The organism is Mesorhizobium sp. LNHC232B00, assembly GCF_000502435.1.
GTDB classification, from domain to species: Bacteria; Pseudomonadota; Alphaproteobacteria; order Rhizobiales; family Rhizobiaceae; genus Mesorhizobium; species Mesorhizobium opportunistum.
In genome coordinates this window covers 26821-52082 of record NZ_AYWP01000027.1, presented here as the reverse complement: position 1 = coordinate 52082, position 25262 = coordinate 26821, and the positions used below count along the sequence as shown (strand labels likewise).

20 protein-coding genes are annotated in these 25262 nt (G+C 60.7%); 12 read left to right on the top strand and 8 right to left on the bottom strand.

The window, feature by feature from the left end:
* Window positions 1-10: 10 nt before the first annotated feature.
* Window positions 11-808 (bottom strand): SDR family oxidoreductase, encoded by a 798-nt coding sequence (locus X743_RS144405; RefSeq protein WP_023768081.1) that lies wholly within the window; start codon window positions 806-808, stop codon window positions 11-13.
* Window positions 809-861: 53 nt separating this feature from the next.
* On the bottom strand, window positions 862-1527 hold the full coding sequence (locus X743_RS144410) for an FCD domain-containing protein (protein ID WP_245264306.1): 666 nt from the start codon (window positions 1525-1527) through the stop codon (window positions 862-864).
* A 219-nt stretch (window positions 1528-1746) separates the two neighbouring features.
* On the opposite strand from X743_RS144410, the gene X743_RS144415 reads away from it, so the two are divergent.
* From X743_RS144415 to X743_RS0136900, 6 genes are all read left to right on the top strand, one after another.
* Window positions 1747-2694, top strand: a complete 948-nt coding sequence (locus X743_RS144415) for an ABC transporter permease (RefSeq protein WP_023768079.1) — start codon at window positions 1747-1749, stop codon at window positions 2692-2694.
* A gap of 21 nt (window positions 2695-2715) precedes the next feature.
* The gene (locus X743_RS144420; protein ID WP_023768078.1) at window positions 2716-3795 is read left to right on the top strand and encodes an ABC transporter substrate-binding protein; all 1080 of its coding nucleotides are present in this window, start codon (window positions 2716-2718) and stop codon (window positions 3793-3795) included.
* Window positions 3796-3871: 76 nt separating this feature from the next.
* The gene (locus X743_RS144425) at window positions 3872-6406 is read left to right on the top strand and encodes an ATP-binding cassette domain-containing protein (RefSeq protein ID WP_031258354.1); all 2535 of its coding nucleotides are present in this window, start codon (window positions 3872-3874) and stop codon (window positions 6404-6406) included.
* Window positions 6403-7293, top strand: a complete 891-nt coding sequence (locus X743_RS144430) for an SMP-30/gluconolactonase/LRE family protein (RefSeq protein WP_245264305.1) — start codon at window positions 6403-6405, stop codon at window positions 7291-7293. The genes X743_RS144425 and X743_RS144430 overlap by 4 nt, the downstream gene beginning before the upstream one ends.
* A gap of 39 nt (window positions 7294-7332) precedes the next feature.
* Window positions 7333-8505 (top strand): galactonate dehydratase, encoded by a 1173-nt coding sequence (gene dgoD / locus X743_RS144435; protein ID WP_023768075.1) that lies wholly within the window; start codon window positions 7333-7335, stop codon window positions 8503-8505.
* 172 nt (window positions 8506-8677) lie between these two features.
* Complete coding sequence (locus tag X743_RS0136900) at window positions 8678-9670, top strand: IS481 family transposase (RefSeq protein ID WP_031258352.1); 993 nt, start codon at window positions 8678-8680, stop codon at window positions 9668-9670.
* Window positions 9671-10078: 408 nt separating this feature from the next.
* On the opposite strand, the gene X743_RS144440 is transcribed toward X743_RS0136900, so the two are convergent.
* On the bottom strand, window positions 10079-10660 hold the full coding sequence (locus X743_RS144440; RefSeq protein ID WP_156934515.1) for a hypothetical protein: 582 nt from the start codon (window positions 10658-10660) through the stop codon (window positions 10079-10081).
* 255 nt (window positions 10661-10915) lie between these two features.
* Between X743_RS144440 and glyA the strand changes: the two genes are divergently transcribed.
* The 4 genes from glyA (at window position 10916) to X743_RS144460 (ending at window position 15375) form a co-directional block, all read left to right on the top strand.
* A complete protein-coding gene (gene glyA / locus X743_RS144445) occupies window positions 10916-12193 on the top strand; it encodes a serine hydroxymethyltransferase (RefSeq protein WP_023768072.1) in 1278 nt (425 codons plus the stop codon).
* A 93-nt stretch (window positions 12194-12286) separates the two neighbouring features.
* Window positions 12287-13174, top strand: coding sequence for a bifunctional methylenetetrahydrofolate dehydrogenase/methenyltetrahydrofolate cyclohydrolase FolD (gene folD / locus X743_RS144450; RefSeq protein WP_023768071.1), 888 nt, complete (start codon window positions 12287-12289; stop codon window positions 13172-13174).
* A 25-nt stretch (window positions 13175-13199) separates the two neighbouring features.
* Window positions 13200-14096 (top strand): formyltetrahydrofolate deformylase, encoded by an 897-nt coding sequence (gene purU, locus X743_RS144455; protein WP_031258349.1) that lies wholly within the window; start codon window positions 13200-13202, stop codon window positions 14094-14096.
* 28 nt (window positions 14097-14124) lie between these two features.
* Window positions 14125-15375: a D-amino acid dehydrogenase gene (locus tag X743_RS144460; protein ID WP_023768069.1), complete on the top strand. Its 1251-nt coding sequence runs from the start codon at window positions 14125-14127 to the stop codon at window positions 15373-15375.
* 116 nt (window positions 15376-15491) lie between these two features.
* Here the strand turns inward: X743_RS144460 and X743_RS144465 are convergent, their stop codons facing one another.
* Entirely contained in the window at window positions 15492-16412 is a 921-nt protein-coding gene (locus tag X743_RS144465; protein WP_023768068.1) for a LysR family transcriptional regulator, read from the bottom strand.
* Between the two features lie 450 nt (window positions 16413-16862).
* Between X743_RS144465 and X743_RS1000000171210 the strand changes: the two genes are divergently transcribed.
* Entirely contained in the window at window positions 16863-17903 is a 1041-nt protein-coding gene (locus X743_RS1000000171210; RefSeq protein WP_031258348.1) for a GlxA family transcriptional regulator, read from the top strand.
* Window positions 17904-18081: 178 nt separating this feature from the next.
* Here X743_RS1000000171210 and X743_RS0136890 read toward each other — a convergent pair whose 3' ends face one another.
* On the bottom strand, window positions 18082-18876 hold the full coding sequence (locus X743_RS0136890; RefSeq protein ID WP_023768065.1) for an IclR family transcriptional regulator: 795 nt from the start codon (window positions 18874-18876) through the stop codon (window positions 18082-18084).
* 668 nt (window positions 18877-19544) lie between these two features.
* Window positions 19545-21989, bottom strand: a complete 2445-nt coding sequence (locus X743_RS144470) for an FAD-dependent oxidoreductase (RefSeq protein ID WP_023768064.1) — start codon at window positions 21987-21989, stop codon at window positions 19545-19547.
* Here X743_RS144470 and X743_RS144475 point away from each other — a divergent pair.
* Entirely contained in the window at window positions 21967-23025 is a 1059-nt protein-coding gene (locus tag X743_RS144475; protein ID WP_156934514.1) for a LysR substrate-binding domain-containing protein, read from the top strand. The two genes, X743_RS144470 and X743_RS144475, sit on opposite strands and share 23 nt — an antisense overlap.
* 109 nt (window positions 23026-23134) lie before the next feature.
* Here X743_RS144475 and X743_RS144480 read toward each other — a convergent pair whose 3' ends face one another.
* Together X743_RS144480 and X743_RS144485 are read right to left on the bottom strand one after the other, a co-directional pair.
* Window positions 23135-23974, bottom strand: coding sequence for an ABC transporter permease (locus X743_RS144480; RefSeq protein WP_031258345.1), 840 nt, complete (start codon window positions 23972-23974; stop codon window positions 23135-23137).
* The gene (locus tag X743_RS144485; RefSeq protein ID WP_023768061.1) at window positions 23974-25221 is read right to left on the bottom strand and encodes an ABC transporter permease; all 1248 of its coding nucleotides are present in this window, start codon (window positions 25219-25221) and stop codon (window positions 23974-23976) included. Before X743_RS144485 ends, X743_RS144480 begins: the two co-directional genes overlap by 1 nt.
* Window positions 25222-25262 lie beyond the last annotated feature (41 nt).

Genomic DNA, 25262 nt, shown 5'->3' with positions numbered 1-25262 from the left:
ATGTGTTCGGCTAGAGGACGGCAAGCATGCCGCCATCGACATAGATGGTCTGGCCGTTGACGTAGTCCGACGCGGCCGATGCGAGGAAGATTGCGGTTCCTACCAGATCCTTGGGCAGGCCCCATCGGCCCGAAGGTGTGCGACCCTTGACCCAGGCATCGAAGTTGGCGTCGGATGTCAACGCCTTGTTCATTTCAGTATCGATGTAGCCTGGGCCGATCGCATTGGCCTGAATGCCATGGGCCGCATCAACGACGGATATCCCGACCGCGCCAAGCGCTTCGTACCAGGNGGTGAGCATCTTGATGCCGCCCTTCGCTGCCGTGTAGGGCGCGACGGTGGCGCGGGCGACCTCGCTGGTCAGCGACCCTATGTTGATGATCTTGCCGCCACCGCCCCTTGCGACCATGCGGCGGGCGGCCTCGCGGCCCATGATGAAGGCGCTGGTGAGGTTGGTCTCCAGCACCCGCCGCCAATCGGCGCTTTCCAGTTCAAGCATCGGCCGGCGAAACTGGACGCCGGCATTGTTGATCAGGATGTCGATAACGCGACCCTCGTTGTCGAGGCGCCCGAACGCCCCCTTGATCGCCTCTTCATCGCATACGTCGAATACGCTGAAGTGGACCTGTCCCGCGCGCTCGCCGAAGCTCTCGGCCGCCTGCGCGAGCCTGTCGGCATCACGTCCGTTGAGGACAATCTCGGCGCCGGCTTCCGCAAGGCCGCGGGCCATGGCGAGACCCAGTCCGCCTGAGGACCCGGTCACCAGCGCGGTCTTGCCCGTCAGGTCAAAGTAGGCGATTGCACTCATGCTCGGCTCGATTTCGCTACAACAGTATTCAAGGGTTGCAACCGTGCCCGGGATCAAATGACGCCGGCGGTGAGAAGGGCGCGGACGGTGAGATCGAAATGGTCCGCCATCGCCTTTTCGGCCGCCCTCGCGTCACCGCGCCGAATGGCAACGGCGATTGCGCCATGGCCTTCGATGCTGCCCATGCGCTCGGCGTCGGTTGGGCGGGCGGCCCAACCGATCGCCCAATTCTGCCGCGTGACCGAAGCAAAGGATGTGATCAGCAAGGCGAAAAGGGGGTTGCGCGACGCGCGCGCCACGGCGGCGTGGAAAGAGATGTCGAGTTCCATCACGTCTCCTGTCGCGGCAAAGCTCCGCTTCATCCTGTCTGCGATCGCACAAATTTCGTCAGCCTCCTGATCGCTGCGCCGCAGTGATGCGAGGGCGGCCGTCCTGAGTTCGATCGTGCGGCGCACGTCGAATATCTGCTGGATGGAAAGCTGGTTGGTATAGACGCAATGGTCGATCATGCGGCCGATGGCGGAGCCGTCCGCGGGCGCCACACGCGCGCGCCGGCCGTTGCCGACATCGATCAGCCGCAACGCAGCCAGGCTTCTGAATGCTTCGCGGGCGACCGCGCGCGAGGCGCCTGCTTCGACGGCGAACGCCGACTCGCTAGGCAGCGGGGCGCCGGGCGCAAGGGCGTTCGTGCGGATATGGTCCACCACCTTGTCCGCCACGGTGTCGACGAGCGACTGCGGCGCATCGCCAGTTCCGGTTATTTTTGCCATCGCACTCATTTCGCTCCTTATCGCTTCAACCTATATGATAGGTCAAGCAGTTTTTGCATGGATTTTAATCCAAACCTGTTTACATTCGTGACTTGTGTGTGATACAGCGCATGCCAATTTTGGAGGAAGCATCGTGCACGACCCGATGACAACAGGGAAGTTCGCATAATGAGGCAAGCGCTTGGCATGGTGCGTCGCTATCCGGTCTGGGTCGCGGTGATCCTGCTGTACGCCGTTGCGGGTTTCTTCTCGCCCGCTATGCTGAAACCCGAGCAGATCCTCAACATTCTTCAGGTCACGGCCTTCCTTGGGCTCGTCGCGTCGGGCCAGACACTTTCCTTACTCGTCGGCGGCATCGATCTCTCGGTCGCCGGCGTCGTCACCATGACCAACATACTCGCGACCAGCATGATGATGGGCCAAAACGAGCGCATTCCGCTGGCGCTTGCCTGTTGCCTGGCGCTTGGATTGGTTGTCGGGGTGATCAACGGGATTCTGATCGCGGTTCTGCGCATGGCGCCCATCATCGCCACCCTGGCCATGAACGCCATCCTGTTCGGCGCGGCCCTCGTCTATACGGGCGGCGCGCCGTACGGAACTTCCGCGCCGGCCTTCAACGTGGTTGGCCAAGGGTCGCTTTTCGGCCTTCCAGCGAGCGCCCTGTGCTGGCTGGCCATAACGCTTGCACTCGCCTGGATCATGCGGCGCACGACGCTCGGCCGGTGGATTTACGCAGTCGGCGCCAATGAGACCGCGGCGCGCTTCATGGGCGTGCCGGCGCGCAGCGTGCTGGTCATCGCCTATGCGCTCTCAGCCATATTGGCCGTGCTCGGCAGCCTTCTGCTCACGGCCTATATCGGCAATCCGAGCCTCGGCATCGGCAACCAGTTCCTGCTGACGTCGGTCGTCGCCGTCGTTGTCGGAGGCACTGCCCTTACGGGTGGCATTGGAAGCGTGCTCGCAACCGTCGCCGGCGCGCTGTTCGTAACTGAACTCAACAGCTTCACCAACATCGCCCAGGTATCCACGGGCGCCCAATACATCATCCAGGGCGTTCTCATCGCTCTGAGCGTGATCGTCTACCGGCTGATCGGCGCGAGTGCCGATGAACGGTGAAATCTCAGAAGGAGGAGAGCAATGACAGGATATACCATCGACCGTCGCAAGCTGCTGATGCTGGGAGCGGGAGCCGCCATAGGTTCCTTCGCACTCACCCGAGGCGCCCTGGCCGACGTGATCAGCAACGCCAAGATCGAAGGCTCAGCCGAGATGGCCAAGGGCGCGCAGAAGTCGGGCAAGCTGCGCATCGGCTTCTCGAACGGCTTCTCGGGCAACACCTGGCGCACGCAGAACCTTGCCTCCATGCAGACCGAGGCTGCCGCCAACAAGGACAAATACGACTTGATCACGGTCGACGGCCAGGGTGACATCACCAAGCAGGTCAATGACATCGAGGACTTGATCGCGCAGAGCGTCGACGCCCTGCTTGTCATACCGAACTCGGGCACGGCGGTCGTTCCAGCACTGAGGAAAGCGACCAGGGCCGGTATCATCACAATTCCATTCAACCTGCCGGTCGAAGGAGACAACTGGACTGCTTTCATCGGCACCGATCCGAAGAAGAAGGGCGCAACAACCGGCAAATTCCTCAACGACGCGCTGGGCGGCAAGGGCAAGATCGTCGCCCTCGGCGGCCTGCCGGGCAACTCCTACACGGCTGAGTGCTGGGCAGGCGCGCAGACCGAGTTCGGTTCCGGCATCGAGGTGCTCGCCTTCAAGGATGCCTCCTGGCAGGAAGACAAGGCCAAAGTGGTCATGGCGGATCTGATCGCTGCTTATCCGCAGATCGACGGCATCTGGTGCGATGGCGGGCAGGATGCGGCAGGGGGGCTCAAGGCGCTCATGGCGGCGAACCGTCCGCTGGTGCCGGCCACGGGTGACGACTACAACGGACTTCTCAAGCTCTATGACGCGCAGAAAGCGGCCAATCCGAAGTTCAAGATCGGCTGCGTCTCCGAGCCGTCATGGGAAGGGGTGGTTGCGCTGCGCACGGCAATGAAGCTGCTTTCCGGTCAGGATGCGCCCAAGCGCCAGGTCATCAGCCCGGTCCTCATGGATGACAGCAACTACAGCCAGTTCATCAAAAAGGATCTGCCCGATGGGGTGTTCGTCGACACGCTGCTGACGGACGATGAACTGAAGAAGCTCTTCAGCTGAGGCTGGAAGAACCGACCGGCGGGCCGCACCCGGATGCGGCCCACCCTTGCCTGAAAGACACCGAATGCAGCACGACATGGCCGTTGGGACGGAAACCTACGCGCTTGAACTGAGGGGCATCGATAAGAGCTTTGTCGGCGTCAAGGCGCTGAAAGGCGCTTCGTTCGCATGCCGTCCGGGCGAGGTCCATGCGCTGATGGGAGAGAACGGCGCCGGCAAGTCGACCCTCATGCGCGTCATCGCCGGCGTCTGGAAACCCGATGCGGGAACGATCCTCATCCAGGGGCGCGAGGTGCAGATCACCGGACCGCGCCATTCCCAGGGTCTCGGCATTGCGATGGTCTACCAGGACACGCGCCTGGTTCCCGATCTCGACGTAGCGCAGAACATCTGGCTGGGACGCGAGCCAGGCGGGGCGATCACGGTCGACCGACGGGCCATGGAGGAGGGCGCGCGCACTATCCTTACTCGTCTCGGCGTTGCCTTGCCGATGAATCGCCTGGTCAGGGATCTCGAGGTCGCCGAACGCCAGATCGTGGAGATCGCGCGGGCATTGACGGGCGAGCCTTCGGTCTTGATTCTCGACGAGCCGACCTCGGCCCTCGACGCGGCTGAAATCGAACGCCTGTTCTCGATCGTGACCGAACTCAAGCGGCAGGGCACCGCGGTCATTTTCATTTCCCACAGATTGCCGGAAGTCTTCGCGATCGCCGATCGCATCACGGTCCTCAAGGACGGTGAGCTTGTCGGGACGGTCGACCGCCAAGCAGTGGACCATGAGAAGCTCGTGGCGATGATGGTCGGGCGCGATCTCGCGCTCGCCTATCCACCACGCGCGCAAGCCGTGGGCGCGGAGCGGCTCAAGGTCGAGGCGCTTTCGAGCCCCGGTCTTTTCAACAACCTTTCCTTCGGTGTTCGCGCCGGAGAGATCGTCGGCTTCGGAGGCATCCAGGGCAATGGCCAGGCGGATGTCGCTCGCGCTCTTTTTGGCTTGGTCCCCTGCGCCGGCTCGGTGATGTTGGACGCCAACCCGGCGCGTTTCAAGGCGCCGGCGCACGCCATCAAGGCCGGCTTGGTCTATGTTCCCGGCGACAGGCATCGCGAGGGCCTGTTCATGCCGCATTCCATCCGCGAGAACCTGTCTGTTCCGCACCTGGCGGAATGGGCAGGTCTTGGACGCATTCCCGCCGGCCGGGAGCGCCAGGAGACGCTCGATGCGATGTCGCGTTTCGCGATCAAGGCGGCGTCGGGCGAGCAGGCCGTACGCACGCTATCGGGCGGCAACCAGCAGAAGGTCGTGCTCGGCCGATGGACCGTCGGCGATCCCAAGGTCTATGTCTTCGAGGATCCGACCCGCGGCGTGGATGTCGCCACCAAGCTCGAGATCTACCGGCGCATCCGCGCGCTGGCCGACGCCGGCGCGGCCGTCATCCTGGTCGCCTCCGATCTGCTGGAACTTATCGGGTTGAGCGACCGCATCCTCGTCTTCTCCAAGGGCCGGATCGTCGACGAGATCGCCGGCGCCGAAGCGACGGAGGAGCGTATCGTCGGCAGCGCCGTCGAGGCCGGCCGGACGCATGGCGATCCGCAGGCTGCGACGTCTCTGATCGGCGACGCGACAACGCCTTCGGCCGCAGCCAAAAGCGGCTCGGCAACCGGTTCCGGCCTGCTTTCGCGCTACATGGGTCCGCTGCTGCTGCTGGTGCTTATAGCCTTGCTGGGCTTGGCGACGACCCGCTACTCCGATTTTTTCCTGACTTCGCGCAACCTGTCCAACATTGCCGCGCAGGTGGCGCCGTTGGCTCTCGTTGCGCTTGGGCAGTTCTGCGTAGTCGTGCTTGGCGGCATCGATTTGTCCGTCGGCCCCCTCATCAGTCTCGTCACGGCCATGGCCTCCTTCCTTGCCGCGACCGAAGGTGGTGCTGGGGTCATTGCTGCCATCGGCGCGGCTCTGGCGGCCGGTGCGGCGACGGGCCTGGTCAACGCCTTCATGATCGTGCGGCTGAAAATCCCCGACCTCATCGCGACGCTTGCCACCTACTCGGTCGTCTTCGGTCTTGCGCTGATTGTCCGGCCCAGCCCCGGCGGGCTGGTGAGCGATGATTTCCTCGACCTCTTCGAGACCTCGCTTGGCTCGGTGCCGGTAGCGGCACTCGCGATCGTGCTTGTCTATATTGCTTTCGAATACTTGATGCTGCGGGGACGCCTCGGCCAGCGGCTCTACGCCGTCGGATCGAGCAGCGAGGCAAGTCTGGCGGTGGGACTCCGGACAGCCTGGATTCGCGCTGCCGCCTATGTCTTTTGCGGCATTTGCGCCGCCATAGCCGGTCTTATCGTCACCGCCCGCATCGGAAGTGGCGATCCGCAGGCAGGATCGATCTTCACGCTCGCCTCGGTGACGGCTGTCGTGGTGGGTGGCGTCTCCGTGTTCGGTGGGCGCGGCACCGCGATCGGGGTGCTGCTCGGCGCCGTGGCGGTCGGCGTGATGCAGAACGCGCTGAACCTGATGCAGGTTTCCGCCTACTATCAGTACATCTGGACCGGCGGCCTCACCCTGCTCGCGGTCGCAGGCTACTCGCTGCGGCTGTCGAGGAAGAAGAAGAGGTCATGACAATGAAGACATCGGCGCCGGAGGTTTGCTGCGTCGTCGACTGCGCGAACAGGCTGGGCGAGGTGCCCGTGTGGGACGTCGCCGAGCAGGCACTCTATTGGGTCGATATCGAGGGGTGCCTGCTGCAGCGCTTCCATCCGGCGACCGGCGAGACCCGCAAGTGGCCGCTGCCCGAGCGCGTCGCCTCGCTGGCGCTGCGCAAGGCGGGAGGCATCGTCTTGGCGCTCGCTTCGGGCTTCGCCTTTTTCGACCCGAAGACCGGTGCGATCGAACGGCTCGCCGCCCCCGAGGCCGACAAGCCCGGCAATCGGTTCAATGACGGGAAGTGCGACCGGCGCGGCCGCTTCTGGGCCGGGACGATGGACGATTCCCTCAAGAGTCGTACGGGCGGCCTGTATCGTCTCGATCCCGATCTTTCCTGCACGACGATGGAGCAAGGCATCGGTATCTCCAACAGCCTGGCCTGGAGTCCGGATGACCGGACATTCTACTTCGCCGATACACTGATCCGTACGATCTTCACCTACGACTTCGACCTGGAAAATGGGGCGATCGCCAATCGCCGTGTGTTCACGGATTGCGCGGGTCAGCCGGGGAACCCCGACGGATCGACGATCGACGCGCAAGGGTTCCTGTGGAATGCGCAGTGGGATGGCTGGCGGCTGGTGCGCTACGCACCCGACGGGCGCGTCGACCGCATCGTCCCACTGCCCGTCCAGAAACCAACGAGCTGCATGTTCGGTGGCTCCGATCTCTCGACGCTTTACGTCACGTCGGCCGTTTGGGATCTATCGCCCGAGGCCTTGAAGCAGCAGCCTCATGCAGGCGGCGTCCTTGCTCTCGATGTCGGCGTACGCGGTCTGCCCGAACCGCGCTTCGCGGGCTGACTCTGTCTCACTCCCTCTCTCCTATCAGGTGCCACGGCCGTGAAGATAACCGCCATAACCACCCGCATCGTCAACGCAGACATGCGCAACTGGGTCTTCGTCAAGGTCGAGACCGACCAGCCGGGACTTTTCGGCTGGGGCGAGGCGACACTGGAATGGAAGACGCGCGCCGTAGCCGGCGCGGTCGAAGATCTCTCACCCCTGATGATTGGGCACGACCCGCGCGACATCGAGCAGGCCGTCCGAGTGATGAAGAAGCACAGCTTCTGGCGCCTTGGCGTGATCGGAATGAGCGCGATCTCCGGCATCGAGATGGCGCTGTGGGACATTGTGGGTAAGGACTTCGGCGTGCCGGTGTGGCGGCTGCTCGGCGGCAAGGTCCGCGACAAGGTGCTGGTCTATACCCATCTCGGCCTAGGCGACATGCGGGCCGTGTATGAGACGCTGGAGGAAGCGCCCCTGGTCGAACGCGCAAGCGAGGTCGTGGAGAAGGGATACCGTGCCTTCAAGGCCGTCTTCATTCCCTACACGAATTACCATGCGCCGCTGCCCGAGATCGACAAGGTCGCCCGCATGATGGAGGCAATGCGCAAGGCGACCGGCAACTCGGTCGAGATCATGGTGGATTTCCATGGCCGCCCGGCAAGCGCGGCTGCCTCGATCGCCTACATCAACGCACTGGCGCCCGGCCGCCCGATGTTCGTGGAAGAGCCCGTTCCTCCAGGCGAGACCGCCGCGCTAAAGGCGATCGCGCAACGCGTTACGGTGCCGCTGGCAACCGGGGAGCGCCTTGTCGACCGCCCGGAGTTCGTCGATCTGCTGAATGCGCGCGCAGTCGACATCATCCAGCCGGACATCTGCCACTGCGGCGGGCTCGGGGAAGCCAAGAAGATCGCCGCGATGGCCGAGGCTTTTTCGGTTGGAGTGGCGCCGCACAACCCACTCGGTCCGATCGCCGGCGCGGCCGCCCTGCATTTCGCGGTCTCGACGCCAAATCACGTCATACAGGAGGAGATGGTTGGCGCCGTCCCGTGGTATTTCGACGTGGTCCAGGGACCCATTCGTCGCATCGATGGCTATTGGCAGGTTCCCGAGGCTCCCGGCCTCGGCATCGAGGTGGACGAGAAGGAATGCGCGAAGCATCCGTTCGCGCCCGAAGTTCTGCACACCAGCAACGCCGTTTTGGACGACGGCACAATTGTCGATTGGTAGAGTGCGCTATGTGAACCAGCCCACGAGGTAGGGTTCCGCATGGCGGGTGGGAGCTTCGGCATTTGCGGCATGTTGGAGGATCCAAAACCAGCATCGAATTTCCCACGGCAGCTAGATGTTTGATCCCAGGCTTTGATGGTTCATCATTGTCGTCCGAATCAAAGGATGCGCTATGGGCCAGATTCTGCATGGGAGCGCCACAACGACAGAGGCGATCCGTCGAGCGATACAGCATAGTCAAGCGAGCCTGAGGACGCTTTCGAAGCGCTACGGTATCAATCCTAAGACGGTCGCGAAGTGGAAGAAGCGGAGTTCGACCGCCGATCTACCCACCGGCCCCAGGGAGCCGAGATCGACGGTTCTGTCTGTCGAGGAAGAGGCTGTCGTTGTGGCTTTCCGCCGCTACACGCTGCTGCCGCTCGATGATTGCCTCTACGCGTTGCAGCCGACGATCCCGCATCTGACCCGTTCTTCATTGCACCGTTGTCTGCAGCGCCACGGCATCGGCCGATTGCCGGATGTCGAGGGCGACAGGCCGGCGAAGAAGAAGTTCAAGGCCTATCCGATCGGCTTCTTCCACATTGATATCGCGGAGGTCCGAACCGAGCAGGGCAAGCTACACATGTTCGTCGCCATCGACCGGACCTCGAAATTTGCCTTCGTCGAACTGCACGAGAAGGCTCCGACAGCCATTTCCAAAGAGTTTCTGCTCCGCCTGATCGCCGCCGTCCCTTACAAGATCCATACCGTGCTCACCGACAACGGCATACAGTTCACCACGCCAGGAGCTGGCGGTTCGGCCGTTCCACTGATCAAGGAAGCGATCGCAAATGGCGAGATATTCCGGGCTCATGCCTTCGAACTCACCTGCGCCAGGAACGATATCGAACATCGAACTACCAAGGCAAGGCATCCTTGGACCAACGGCCAGGTCGAGCGGATGAACAGGACCATCAAGGATGCAACCGTCAGGCGCTTCTATTACGAGAGCCACGACCAACTCCGTCGGCACCTTGCCGACTTCGTCTCGGCCTACAATTTCGGTCGCAGGCTCAAGACCCTCAAAGGCCTCACACCCTACGAGTTCATCTGCAAGGCATGGGCCTCCCAGCCCGAGCGCTTCACCCTCAATCCGCTCCACCAAATGCCGGGACTAAACATCTAGTTCATGACAAAGGTGGTCCTGTTTCGGGCCGACACCGGTGCCGGCTGCTGCTCCGCGACGGCGGCCTCCGGGTGCGAAATCGCAAGGCCAGGTGTCTCTCTTACGCGGTTGGGACAGTGTCGGCATGACCTGGATCATGACAATGCGAACCCTGAGCTGCAGCATTACGATTGGCTTTACCGTTAGCCGCCTACCCAGCGGTTCAAGGGAGATGGTTGTTTTGGACGCTCTACTGGCCTGGTCCATCGTCGCCGACGCGCAATGGGTCGGGGATTGGGCGCAAAAAAATGCCGGTCGCTGCCGGGCCGAGGGTCTTGGGGGAACGATACGGGAGTCGATGATATGCGTTTATTGGCGCGGGGAATCACTTGACTGGACTAGGTCGCAAATTGATGCCATCGCCCTGGATCATAGTTTCAAACCAATGTGCGGCAGTTGCTCCGCAACAGTGATCATCCAAGTCTTGTAGTCTGCGGGAAGTACGTCTCGGTCGAAGTCCGCTTGGCGGATGCCGTTGGTGTCATAAAGGTAGACGTTAAGCCCCCCGAATTGCTCGGTAGCCAGGTGGATGGCCCCTATGTCAGATGCACGAATATGACCGCGCCGCCCGGGATAAGTGCCCGTCCATCCTTTCCACCAGACGAGATCGCCCGTCGCGGAATCGAAATAACTGCCGCGGCTGGGATTGAAGAAAAAGTAGATGGCGACGAAGGCCAGGAGAAACATGCCGACCAGCAACGCTGACGCCGACAACATCTGCTGGTAATCATTCATCGCTTTCTCTAATGTGCTTAAGCCACCGTACACCGTTGATACCGTGCCGAGGCCTAGAAGCATCCAACCGCGAAATTCTGAGCGGGCTCTCATCTCAAATGCAAGCTCGCTGAGTTGAGCAGCTTCCATTTCCACCTCCGCCTTCCCCTGCAGCCGATACTGCCAAGGCCCAAGAGGCGATCGCCAGGTCCGGCCGATGTCTGCCAGCTGGTCCATGTTCTGACTCAGCATGCCTGACCGGGAAAGTTAGAAGAGAGGATGCGTCAGGTCCATTAAGTTGTCCTTAGGCTACCCATTAGAAAGATTTACGAATGACGGAATGATGGGGCCCTCAGATCGCCGACTCAGCCCGTTTAAATCATTAGGAAATCAGAACATATGCGCAAGAATTATTAACTTTTTCTGGATCGATTGACTCGGTATTCCTCCTCCGAAAGCTGGCTTCAGCGGATTTCCTGCGGAGGGACGGTCATGACCGAACGGACGAATGCCTATTTCAATGCCTCGGTTCGTGAACGCGATCCGCTCATCGCTCAGGCGCTCGACAACGAGAGGAAGCGGCAGCAGGACCAGATCGAGTTGATCGCCTCGGAGAACATTGTCAGCCGGGCGGTGCTAGACGCTCTCGGCCATGAGATGACGAACAAGACCTTGGAAGGATATCCGGGCAATCGCTTCCATGGAGGTGGGCAGTTCGTCGACGTGGTCGAGCAGGCAGCGATTGACCGTGCCAAGAAATTGTTCAACTGCGCATATGCGAATGTGCAGCCCCATTCGGGAACACAGGCCAATCTGGCCGTCTTCTTCCTGCTGCTCAAGCCAGGGGAGAAGGTCCTGTCACTCGACCTTGCCGCTGGCGGACACCTGTCGCACGGGATGAAGGGCAATCTTTCCGGCCGCTGGTTTGAATCGCACAACTACAACGTCGATCCCGAAACCGAAGTAATTGACTATGACGAGATGGAGCGTATTGCCGAGGAAGTTCGTCCAGCTCTTTTGATCACGGGCGGATCGGCCTACCCGCGCGAACTCGACTTCGAGCGCATGGGCAAGATCGCAAAAAAGGTCGACGCCAAGTTCCTCGTCGATATGGCGCACATCGCCGGCCTCGTCGCGGGCGGCGCCCATCCCTCTCCGTTTCCGCATGCCGACATCGTGACCTGCACCACGACGAAGACCTTGCGCGGCCCTCGCGGCGGATTGATCCTGACCAACAACGAAGAGTGGTTCAAGAAACTTCAGGCCGCCGTCTTTCCGGGTGTTCAGGGTTCGCTGCACACCCAGGTTCTGGCCGCAAAGGCGATCTGTCTGGGCGAGGCCCTGCAGGACGATTTCAAGGTTTACGCTGCGCAGGTGATATCGAATGCCCGTGCACTCGCCGACACCCTGATGAAGCGCGGCGTGCGGGTCGTTTCGGGAGGGACGGATACGCATATCGTCCTGATTGACCTGTCGAGCAAGGGCCTGATCGGCAAGCAGGCGGAGGACCTTCTGTCCCGTGCCAACATCACCGCGAACAAGAATCCGATCCCCAATGACAGCCCGCGGCCGCCCGAGTGGGTAGGGATGCGGCTTGGCGTTTCCGCCGCAACCACCCGTGGCATGAAGGAAGCTGAGTTTCGTGTTCTTGGAACCATCATTGCTGACCTGATCGAGGCCGAAGCCGCCGGGGATGCGGATGGGACGGTCGAAGGCGCGAAGGGGAAGGTGGCCGAACTGACCAAGACGTTCCCGGTATACGCGCACTAGCGTTCGCGAAGGATTTCAACGTGCTGCGCATCGGCATTCGCGGTGGCCTGGTGGGGACCCGGCAACGCGAACCGAAAGGGATGAGGCGAAGGAATGGATATAACCCCCAGTGGTGCGATCATCGACGGCAAGCGGTATTCCGCCAGACTGCTCGCCGAGATCAAGGTCAAGGTCGAGGATCTGAAGCAGCGAACGGGCGAGGTCCCTGGCCTTGCCGTGGTGCTTGTCGGCTCGGATCCCGCAAGCGCCGTTTACGTCGGTTCGAAGCACCGCCAGACTGTCGCGGCGGGAATGCGGTCTTTCAAGCACGAGCTTCCGGCCGACGCCACGCAAGACGAGCTGATGGAACTGATCGACCAGTTGAATGTCGATCCGGCGGTCCATGGCATACTGGTTCAGCTTCCCCTGCCAAGTCATCTCGACACCAACGCTGTTATCCAGGAGATCAATGCCGACAAGGACGTGGACGGTTTCCACATAATCAACGCGGGTCGTCTTTCCACTGGCCAGCCAGCGCTGGTGCCGTGCACTCCGGTAGGCTGCCTGATGCTTTTGAAGGACCAGCTCGGTTGCGACCTTTCGGGTCTGAACGCTGTAGTCGTCGGGAAATCGAACATCGTGGGTAAGCCGATGGCGCAGCTTCTGATGGCCGAGAACTGCACCGTGACCGTCGCACATTCGCGCACACGCAATACCCAGGAGCTTTGCAGGTCGGCTGACATACTGGTCGTGGCGGTCGGGAAGGCGGGATTGGTGCGAGGCGACTGGATCAAGCCCGGTGCGGTCGTGATCGACGTGGGCATCAATCGCGTCTTCGACGCGGACGGGAAATCCCGCATCGTGGGCGACGTCGCGTTCGCTGAGGCCGGCCACGCAGCTGCCATCACCCCAGTCCCGGGAGGCGTGGGTCCCATGACCATCGCCTGCCTGCTGTCGAACACGCTGACGGCCTTCTCGCGCCAGCATGACCTCAACGCTTGATCTGTCCTCCGAAAGGGACCCTTCGATGTCGTCTTCGTCAAATCGCTACGCGCTGCGCGTTGCCTGCCCGTCGATCCGGGGCGTGACTGCCGCAATCGCAGGCTACCTTTCCGGCCGCGGGTGCAACATTTCCGATAGTTCCCAGTTCGACGATGCCGACACCAGCCGCTATTTCATGCGGGTAAGCTTCCAATCGGAAGAGGGCCATACGCTCGAAGAGCTGCGCAGCGGCTTTGCAGCGATCGCCAGCGAGTATGGCGCAGATGTCGAATTCTTCGACGAGATGACCAAGCGCAAGGTCATCCTCATGGTGTCTCGTTTTGGTCACTGCCTCAATGACTTGCTCTACCGTTGGCGCATCGGTGCGCTTCCGATCGATATCGTCGGTGTGATGTCAAACCATCTGGACTACGAGAGCGTCGTCTCCAGCCACGGCATCCCGTTTCACTGCATCAAAGTCACGAAGGAAGACAAGCCTGCCGCGGAGGACGCGCAGATGCGCGTTGTCGAGGAAACGGGAGCGGAGCTGATCGTGCTCGCGCGGTACATGCAGGTGCTTTCCGATGACATGTGCCGCAAGATGTCGGGGCGGATCATAAACATCCATCACTCGTTCCTTCCCTCCTTCAAGGGCGCCAACCCGTATAAACAGGCGTTCGAGCGGGGTGTGAAGCTGATCGGTGCAACCTCCCACTACGTGACCGCCGATCTGGATGAAGGTCCGATCATCGAGCAGGATACCGTGCGGGTTACCCACGCCCAAAGCGCCGAGGACTATGTCAGTCTTGGGAGAGATGTTGAAAGTCAGGTGCTCGCACGCGCGATACACGCTCACATCCATGGCCGGGTTTTCATAAACGGCAACAAGACAGTCGTCTTCCCTCCTTCTCCCGGTTCCTACGTGTCCGAGCGCATGGGGTAGGGCGCCGGCCGTCGATTCAAGGACAATCATGAAAGTAACCGTTCTAGGCGCCGGCGTTGTCGGCGTAACCTCTGCCTACCAGCTCGCCAGGGCGGGTCATGAAGTCACTGTGGTCGACCGCCAGCACGGACCCGGCTTGGAGACCAGCTTCGCCAATGCCGGCGAGGTGTCGTTCGGCTATTGCTCGCCATGGGCCGCGCCCGGCATTCCCATGAAGGCGATAAAGTGGCTGTTCATGCAGCACGCGCCGCTCATCCTGAGACCGAAACTCGACGGGGCCATGCTGTCCTGGTTGGTCAGGATGCTGTCGAATTGTACCTCCGAGCGCTACGCGATCAACAAGAGCCGTATGCTGAGGCTGGCCGACTACAGCCGCATTTCGCTCGCCGCGGTGCGCGCCGAAACGGGCATCGCTTATGACGAGCGTATGCAGGGTACGCTTCAACTTTTCCGCAAGCAGCAGCAACTCGACGCATCCGCCAAGGACGTAAAGGCGCTAGCCGCTGACGGCATTCCATTCGAAGTGCTCGACCGGGATGGATGCATTCGAGTGGAGCCGGCGCTCCGGCACGTCCGTGACAAGATCGTCGGCGGACTGCTCACCCCGAAAGATGAGACTGGCGATTGCTTCAAATTCACGAATTCCTTGGCGGCCAAGGCGGCCGAACTGGGAGTGCGCTTTGCCTACGGCCATCGCGTCAACAGTCTCGATGTTTCGGGTGCACGCGTTCGTGGCGTTGCGACGAACCAGGAGCGTATATCCGCCGACGCTGTGGTCGTGGCGCTCGGCAGTCATTCGCCGCTGCTGCTTAACACCCTCGGCATCCGCCTGCCAGTTTACCCGGTCAAGGGATACTCACTGACAATCCCGATCGACAACGCGGCCCGGGCCCCGGAGTCGACGGTTATGGACGAGACCTACAAGATCGCGATAACGCGGCTTGGCGATCGCATTCGGGTAGGCGGAATGGCGGAGATCTCAGGCTATACAAATGACCTTGGCCCGGCCCGCCGACGCACACTCGAGCATTCCGTGACCGACCTCTTCCCAGGAGGCGACGCAACCAAGGGCGAGTTCTGGTCAGGGCTGAGGCCGATGACTCCGGATGGCACTCCTGTGATCGGTCCCACCAGGATTGCGGGGCTTTTCCTGAATACTGGCCACGGTACGCTGGGATGGACAATGAGCTGTGGGTCGGCCCGGTTGATCGCCGACCTGGTGAGCGGCCGAAAGCCCGAAATCGATGCAGCCGATCTTGCAATAAGTCGATATTCATGATTTCCGCGCCGAACACGGCACAACAGCCCCATCTTAGCCGTCCAGCATCGACATACCCGCTGCATAGCTATGGTCGCCGTCAACCACTCGACCCTGCTCTTGACCTTATCTGCCTGTTACACAGCTGAAGGAAGGCGACGGCGAGGTCCCCCTGCTTGGGCCGTGACTTCTACAAGAAACGCCTGCAGGGCTGGGCTGCGTTTCTCCCCCTTCCGGAAGGCCAGCGAAATTTTCCGGCGGATTTCCGGAGCAAGGCGGCATACCCAAACGTCTTCAAGATCGTGGCTGGCCCGCAGGCCTGGCAGTATCGCGATCGCACATCCCTCCCTGATCATTGCAATCACGACCTCGAAACCCTTGCAGCGCGCCGTTATTTGCGGGCTGAAACCCGCCGAAAGGCAGGCCCCGGTGAGCATCTTCGTGTACGTTGACGATGCGGTATCGATCACCCATCTCTCCTCGCGCAGATCTTCAAGCGTAATCGTCGCGCGATCCGCCAGCCGATGATGCTGGGATACGATCACATTGAAGACATCCTCTATCAACGGCACAATCTCGACGTTCGGGTCCAACGCGCCAGGAGGGATGTTCAGGTCATCTATTATGGCGACGTCCGTCTGCCAGCTGCGAAGCGCCGCCAGGCTCTCTTCCGGTTCCATTTCGTCGAACTGGATGGTTAAACGGGGATGCAGTTCCGTGAGATGGCGAATCGTCGAAGGAATGAGGGCGGCGGCTACAGAGGGGAAAGCCGCTACCCTAAGTTCACCGGCGATGATCTTCTTGTGTTCGGCGATCTCTGCCTTGGCCGATTCCAACTCGGCGAATATCCGATCCGCACGCTGTACCAGTTGCACGCCAGCCAGCGTCAAGCTGACGCCGCGCCCCCTTCGCTCGATGAGAGCAATGCCGACCTCTTGTTCAAGCAAGGAAATCTGTTGAGAAACGGCAGAGGGGGAAACGTAGAGCGCGTCCGCTACCGCCGCCATCGTTTTGCGGACAGACAGTTCACGAAGGGCGCGTAACCTGCTTAGATCCATCGGTTTCCATGTCTCCCAGACACCGGAAATACATTAGACCATGTGACGGTATTTGCAAGGAATATTCAGTTTATCTCAATGAAGCCTTCGTTGAAGATCTCTTCCGATCTTGTCCTGTAGGAGCAAGGTAAACCTGCATCCAAGTGCCGCGCCCGCCTGCCATGCACTCGTTATTCCGACGCGTGTAAACGGTTTCGATGATCTTGCTCGCTCCATCAGTCTGACAAGCCGACCTGTCCGGATATGAACTGGGATTCATTAGAAGGACTGATCATATAGGGAACTTTTATTAACTTCTCTTCGACTGCTGGGCTGCGTAACCTGCTCCATCCTGACGGAAGCAATAGACGAGCCGTGTCCCCAAGATCATACGGCCCCGGCCGGAAAGTCCAACGAAAAAGGCCTTTGGCCCTGCCGTAACCGACAAAGTGCGACGAGCGGATCTGGAAAATGCACATTCGTAAGTTCAGCTTTTACCTCTTGCCGCATTTCTCCCTGCAGTCGCTGGCTTCCGCAGTGGAGGCACTGCGTCTCGCAAACGAAGTGGTACGCAGAACTGTCTATGAATGGGAGTTCATCTCGATCGATGGGCAAGATGTGACCTCCAATGCCGGACTCCCTGTCAGCGCAGATATCGCGCTGAGGAACGTCCGCGAGCGCGATCGTCGATCAGTTTCGACTTCAGCTGCGGTTGTCTGCGGGGGGGCAGCATTTCCAAGTTGCAACTCCGCGCTCGAGGCGTGGCTAAGAGCGTGTGGTATCCACGGGCTGAGCCTTGTTGGCATCGCGAGCGGCAGCGCGGTTCTCGCGCGGGCTGGAGTAGCGGACGGGCGGCGCTGCGCGATCCATTGGGAGCAACTTCCTCTTTTTCTGGAAGCTTTCCCGACGGTGGTTGCCATTCAGACGGCTTTCGAACAGGACGGAGAGCTTCACACCTGCCCGGGCGGAGATGCGCCGTTCGACATGTTCCTACGTTTCGTGGAGCGCGATCATGGCAAGGCCGTCGTAAATCGAATTTGCGCCAAGGCCGTCGTGTGTCGCACGCGTTCCGCAGGAGACCGTCAGCGAACACCCCTCCATTCACGCGTAAACCCCAACCACAGGGCGGTGATAGCGGTCATCGAGCGGATGGAGGCAAGCGTCGCCAATCCGGTAAGTGTCAGTGCGCTCGTGGCACCAACTCGTTTGTCTCGGCGCCAGATCGAGCGACTGTTCGAGCGCGAAATGGGACGCTCGCCAAGCCGCTATTACCTTGAGGTTCGGCTGCAACGCGGGCATTTGCTTCTTGTCACCTCGCGCCTGTCAGTGATGGAAATTTCGCTGGCATGCGGCTTTGCCTCGGCGTCCCACTTCTCCAAGGTCTATCGCGATGCATTCGGATGCAATCCAAACCAGACGCGGTTGCTATCGCGCGAAAACGACCAAAACCCTTCGACAGGATCCAGTTCTATGACGCCGATGGCGTCGCAACCGGCCTACAAATATGCCTGATTTGCTGGGTAGCCTCATGGTAAGAGATCATGGATCCTGATCGGCATATGCCAACGGGCTCGGTGGGTAGACATCGGCCAGTGAGACATCGCCGGTCGGCCGGCACAACATCTATCCTCTGGCGGGTCCGACCGGCTATCCTTTTTTCATGGGCTTCCCCCGCGACGGATGTCCGGTTCTAAGGGCTGCCATTCGCACGACCGTGGCTGCCCAACTTGGCGGACACGAGGCGCGCCGTTTCCATGGCCGCCGATACATAGTGATCCAATCTTGAGCGGTCGAAGCGGAAGCTTGGTATGGAAATGCCGATCGAAGCAACAACTTGCCCGGTTATATCAAAAACCGGGGATGCGACGCCCTTGATTCCGATGTTCTCCTCTTCGTCATTGAATGCATAGCCTTGGGCGCGGATCTCAGCGAGGTGCAGTCGCAATACCTTGGCGGACGTAATGGTATTGTCCGTCAACCTTGTCAGCTTGAGGGTCTGAAGCAATCCTTCAAGCTTCTCCGGCGTTAGGTTGGCTGCGATCACCTTTCCGCTCGCCGCAGCGTGAATGGCACTTATCGAGCCAAGCCGTCCAATGGACGCAACCGGCTGGCTGCTTTCGACGATGTCCACATAGACAGCCTCCCTGCCATCCAGAACGGCCAGATGGATCGATTCGCTGGTTTGCATTCCTAGACGGACCATCTCCTCATGAGCGACATCACGGATGCTCATTTGATCCAACACTTCGAAAGCCAATCTCAGGAACGCGAGTCCGAGTTGGTAACCGTTGTCCCGCGGGTCGACCTTAATCAGCCCCTCAACCTGCAACGCCTTGAGTATTCTGGAAAGCGTCGCCTTGGGGAGCTTGGTGGCTTCGCGCAAGGTTGCGAAACGTGCCGAGGGACCGGACGCGGAGATCGCGCGCAGAACCGCGAGCCCCTTCGTAAGGGCTGCCGTGCCCGGGACTACTTCATTGGTTGGCATGCTACGTTTCCAAGATTTCTTCGACGGTTGAAGGACAGGGATTCAAATTGATTTGACCAGCCTCAACTCGCATTGATAACTCTCCCGATCGTCAGTCTCTGCCGAGGGCCGGCCTGAGGGGACGATCTCGGCAATGCTCGTCCGAGTCGGAAGGCTGTTCCATATATTGGGCATATGTTCCACGCCAGAAGCCATGCTGTCAAGGAGAGCACAGGGCGGGTGACCCGGTATCCATGCGCTGCCAGTGCTTGGCTCAGCGGGCTGGCAACCGCTGGCTTAATTGACTGTTGCTTCAGCTATGCATGGCGACAGATGAATATCCGCCGGAAGCCGACAACGAGCGCGCGGGAGCGGGACGTGCCTGTTTTGGTATCGGCGGCCTCGTTGCGAGGACCGCAGAAGGGCCAGTTTACGCGAAGTAGCGCATCAGATATTTTTTGGGGGGCATCTCGAGCCTGACGGATGCCAACTGGCCAGGCTTGAGCCAACCATCCATCCAAGCTTCAACCGCCAATCGATGTCGGCCAGGCTGTATACGGTGCCAGAACGCAATTAACGGCTCGACCGTAAGGCGATCCTGCGGTCGCTGAGAGCAATCCGCCCTTTGAACAGGGCCTCTGATGGGTCCGGAGTCTGAAACTTCGCGGTTCGCCAACAACGCGGTCTGATCAAGCGCGCATCCTTTCACCGTCCGGGTCGTGCAGCGGGACACCCTGGACGACGGCTCGGTACTTTGCCCCCACGATTTCAACATCCAGCTCACTACCTGGAACTGATGAAGCGGCCGCGACATAGCCGATCGCAAGGGACTTTCCGGTTGAGTGACCGTAGCCGCCCGATGTCACCAGTCCGACGCAGTTGCCGTCCCTGTCCAATATGGGTTCGTCCCAGTTGCAATCTATTTCGTCCGTATCGACGACAAGCGTGACCATCCGGCGGCCAGCGCCGCGCTCGCGCTCGCTGAAGGCCGCATCGCGGCCGACGAATCCCTCTTTGCTGAAGTCGATGAACTTGGCCAGGCCAGACTCCTCGGCCGTGAAGTCGCTGCGGAAGTCGGTGCTCCAGACCCCAAAGCCCTTTTCAAGCCGCATGGACATCAATGCGCGTCCGCCGAAATGCGTGAGCCCCAGTCCATCCCCGGCCTCAAGCACGTTCATGTAAAGGGCACGAAGGTATTCTGGAGTGCAGTAGATCTCATACCCCAATTCGCCAGTGAAGCTCACCCGGGCTATAGTCGCGGGCACGCCGCCGACTTCCATCTCCTTGATATCGCGGAACTTGAAAAGCTCTGGGCCGACGTCCTTGCGTGAGAGCCGCGTCAGCAGGTCTCGTGCTCTCGGGCCTGAAATCCCAAGTCCGACCAGTTCGGAGGACCGATTGCGCAAACTCACGCCTGTTTCTGGCAGATGGGCCAGGAACCATCGCATGTGCTGCGACTGAGCGATGCCGGAGCCGAAAATCATGAAGCGCTCTTCGCCGAGGCAGGCGATCGTGAAGTCGCCAAGCAGGCGGCCCTTGGGCGACAGCATGGGCGTCAGACTGAGGCGGCCAGGCTTCGGAAGCCGACCGGCAAGCAGGCCGTCCAGCCAGGCTCGCGCGTGAGGCCCCTCGATCTCGTACTTCGAGTAGTTGGCGAGCTCGATGACACCGACGCTGTCGCGGACTGCCCTTACTTCCCGACCGACATGTTCGAAGGCGTTCGAACGGCGGAACGTCGGGTTCTCAGCCGGCTCAACGCCCTCCGGTGCATACCAAAGCACGTGTTCCAGACCGAAAGCTGCGCCGAAGACTGCGCCGCGATCCTTCAACAGATCGTAGATCGGGGTCGTACGCTGCCCGCGCATCGCGGGTAATTGTTCGTTTGGGTAGGACACCATAAAGCGGCGCCCGAAGTTCTCGATCACCTTGTTGACGGTGTATTTGTGGGTGGCAAACTGCCCGAAACGAGCCACGTCCATTGCCGTGACATCGTATTCGGGTTCGCCCTCTATCATCCATTCAGCCAGCGCCTTGCCTATGCCGGCGCCTTGACAGAAGCCTGCCATCGACCCGACCGCAACGAAATAGTTGCGCACGCCAGGCACTGGTCCGACGACCGGATTGCCGTCCGGCGCGAAGCAGAAGGGCCCGTGAATGACGCTCTTGATTCCGGCACGTTGCAGCGCGGGGAAGCGGTCGAAAGCGACTTCCAGCCGGCCGGCGATCTGTTCGAGATTGTCGGGGAGCAGTTCGTGGCCGAAATCCCACGGCGTATGGTCCACTGACCAGGGAATGCCGCCCTCCTCGTACGTCCCCAGCAGGAACCCTTTGCCTTCCTGGCGGGTATAGACGTTGGCCTCGTAGTCGATCGCTCCAGGGACCTCTCGGCCAAATTCTTCCAGCTCTTTCAGCGGCTCGGTGATGATATACTGGTGTCCCATCGCCTGGATCGGCAATTCCAGCCCGATCATCCGCCCGACGTCGCGGCCCCACAGACCACCCGCGTTGACGACCATCTCGCAGTGAACGGTGCCGCGGTCGGTTTGCACGTCCCAGCTGCCGTCGGACCGCTGGGACATTGTCTCCACCTTGGTATGCTCGAAGACCTTGGAGCCGCGCTGCCGGGCGGCCTTGGCATACGCCTGCACGACCGAGGCAGGGTCGATGCGGCCGTCCAGGGGATCGAAAAGGGCGCCCTTATAGTGCCTGGTATCGATCAAGGGGTGCATGCCGCGCACTTCATCGAGGCTGATGAACTCCATATCCGAACCAAGGTGGCGCGCCTTGCCCCGCTCTTGCTTCAGATAGTCCATCCTCTCGGTGGTCGACGCGAGGTAGATGACGCCGGTCCGATGCAGGCCAACTGATTGACCCGATTCCTGTTCCAGCTCGGGGTAGAATCCCAGCGTATGCATCTGCAGCGACGAAAGGTTCGCATTTCCATTGATAGTATGGATCTGCCCCGCCGCGTGCCAGCTTGAGCCGCAGGTCAGGACCATGCGCTCTAGGAGGAGCGCGTCAGTTACGCCTATCCGGGCCAGGTGATACAGCACGCTGCATCCGATTACGCCGCCGCCAATCACGACCACTTTCGCGGTCTGTGGAAGCGGCTTGCCATTCACGGAAGTTTCCATCGCAACCCTCTTGACCGATGCGCCATCGATCGTTCGATGCCAGAACTCCTGGAAATATATCTGGCTCGACGAACCGTGTGATCTTTCAAATTACTCCCAATTTCGATACCCTCAGGTTATGGAACGGCTCTCCCGATACGTACCTTCCGCGCGCCACCTCTGGGTCTTTGACGTAACCGCGAAGGCCGGATCGTTCACGGCGGCTGCGGAAAGCTTGAACGTGAGCCAACCTGCGGTCAGCAAATGCATCCGTCAGCTCGAGAATGCGCTCGGCGTCTCCTTGTTTTCCCGCGAGCATCGACGCGTGCGGCTGACCGAGCCTGGTGCGAAGTTGCATAACGTCGTGTCACGGGGGTTTGAGGAGGTCATTGCAGTCGCGCAGGAGCTGCAGACCTATTCCCGCGCAAATCCGGTGACGTTGTCGGTTCCGTCGGCATTCGCCAACTATTGCCTGATTCCGCGACTTGCGATCTTTCACGCCAAGAACCCTGAAATCGACCTGCGCGTGCAGACCACCGACCGCGAGGGCCATCTCGACGACGTCGGGATTTCGTTCGAGGTCCGGCGGGGGAGCGCAGACTGGCCGGGGATCGGCACAGCGCGCCTGGCTGATGAGGTGATTTCCCCAATTGCGAGCAAGGCCTTCCTGGCAAAGCACGGCCCGATTTCAAGTCCGGCGCAGTTGCAAGGCCTGCCGCTGATCCACCTTGAGGAGCCCGTGCGCAACCGTGTCACGTGGCGACGCTGGTTCGATCAGTTTGGCGTGCCGTTTGACGAGAAAGGCGGAGGTCTCCGTCTCAACGACTATACGATGGTCCTCCACGCCGCCGTTGCTGGAGAAGGGATCGCGCTGGGCTGGCACCACATCACCGAGGAACTAACAAGGGGCGGATTTCTCCAGAGGCTGGAGCATCTCTCCTGGCAGACGGGTATGGGCTTCCATCTGTGCTGGTCGCAACTTCGCCAACAGAGCGGCCAGGAGACCTGCGTTCGGGCCTGGCTCATGAATGAGCTGCAAGGGCATCCGCCCCGGTGAACAGCCCGATACCGATGTTTGACCGAGGTCGCGCAAGTCGAGAACGGCGAGGGATCACGGCGGCCGCCTGCCTCCTGGCCCATAAGCGCCGTTTTGCCCGGCTGTCTTTTCAGGTGGTCCGCGTGCCGTGCAACCGCTCTTGGCGCCGCCGCAACCACTCCAGCGCGGTCAGAAGAAGGATCGAAACGATGATCAGCAGCGTGGCAGCCGCCGTGATCGTCGGGTTGATGTTCTCCCGGATCCCGTTGAACATCTGCTTGGGCAAGGTCCTTTGGTCCGGGGCTGTCAGGAACACGGCGACGACGACCTCGTCGAACGAGGTGGCGAATGCCAGGAGAGCGCCTGAAATGATCCCAGGCAGTATCAGCGGCATCACGACCTTGAAGAAGACGGTCGTGGGCGTCCCGCCTAGGCTCGCGCCTGCCCTGATAAGGGAGCGGTCGAATCCGCTTAGCGTCGCCGTGACGCTGATCACCACAAAGGGCGCCGCCAGTGCGGTGTGCGCGAGGATAAGACCGACGGGCGCCCATCGAATGTTGAGAATTCCGATCGACACGTAAAAGAAGTACATTCCGACCGAACTGATGATAACCGGCACGATCATCGGCAGCAGCAGCATGGCGATGATCACCGATTTTCCGCGCATGTCGAGTTGCGCCAGTCCCATCGATGCCAGGACCCCGAGGGCGGTCGATATCGCCGTCACCGTAGCGGCGACCACGAAGCTGGTGACGACGGAGCCGATCCAGCGCGGGTTGGTGAAGAACTCGACGTACCATTTCAGCGATACGCCCGGCAGCGGATAGGTAAAGAAGGATTCGGAATTGAACGACAGGGGAACGATCACAATGATGGGCGCGATCAGAAAAAGCAGGACAGCGCCACAGATCACGCGCAGGCCAATATGCCATGCGCGCTCTACGGGTGTTGCATAGCTTAGCTTGGCCATCATCCAAACCTGATCTTATCTATGCCGACGAGGCGATTGTAGACGAAGTAAAGCACGATCGTTGCAAACAGCAGGACAGCGCCAAGGGCGGAGGCCTTCCCCCAATTGTTTTCCCCATTCAGCGCCTGGGCGATGAATCCCGAGACCATCTGGTCGGTGGGACCGCCAACCAGCGCAGGCGTGATGTAGTAGCCGAGGCAGAGAATGAAGGTGAGCAGACATCCCGCAGCGATCCCGGGGACCGTGAGCGGAAAATAGATTTTCCAGAACGCCAAGAACGGTCCGGCGCCGAGCGAGCGCGCTGCACGCACATAATTCGGCGAAATTGTCTTCATCACGCTGTAGATCGGCAACAGGGTGAAGGGCAGCTGGATGTGCGTCATGGCAACGACGGTGCCAAATCGGCTGAAGATGAGCGGAAGCGGCGCATTCGTTAGATGCAGGTAGCGCAGCGCGTCGTTGATGATGCCCTGGTCCTGCAACAGGACAAACCAGGCGGTCGTTCGAACGAGCAGCGAAGTCCAGAATGGAAGCAGCACCAGGATCATCAGCAAGTTGCTGGTCCGCGTCGGCAGGATGGCGAGCAGATATGCCACGGGGTATCCCAGGAGCAGGGTCGCCACTGTTACGAGGGCGCTGATGGTCAGCGTCCGAACGAAAATAGTGATGTAGATTGCGCGATCACTCGGGGTCGTCGTCAAGGCGCCGTCCTGATTAAGGTTCAGGTCGAGCGCGCTGAGAACGAAAAAACTTGTATAGGGTGAAGCGGATCGCTTCAGCACCGCCCATGTGCCGCGTTCTCCCCATACGCTGTCGATCCCAAGCATCGCGTCCTTGTAGGGGCCCTGGGTGACCTCACTGGCTTTTCTGCCGCTCGCGATTACCTTGCTGCGGATGCCGGACAGCTCGTAGTTAAGCCTGGTGCCGATTTGGGCGATGGTTTTGGCCTTGTATGCGGATGCAAGATCAGCAGCCAACGCCGCGAAGGTGGGCTCATCAGGCAGGCCCTTTCCATCCCATTGCGTGAGCAGGGCCGAGCTGTGAGGCATCAGCTGACTGATCGTCGGATCGTAGACCGCGTTGCGCAACAGCACCACGATCGGCATCACGAAAGATAAGAACAGGAAGATGAACAGGGGCAACACAAGCGCCAGTGCCCGCACCCTGCGCGCACGCTCGGTCGCCCGGTGGCGAAGGTCAAGCGTAGCCGCATCGCGGGATTTGATCGGCTCACTGATTGCGGTCATGGCGCACCCAAGGAAAGCAATGGAGGGGGAGAACTTGGCGT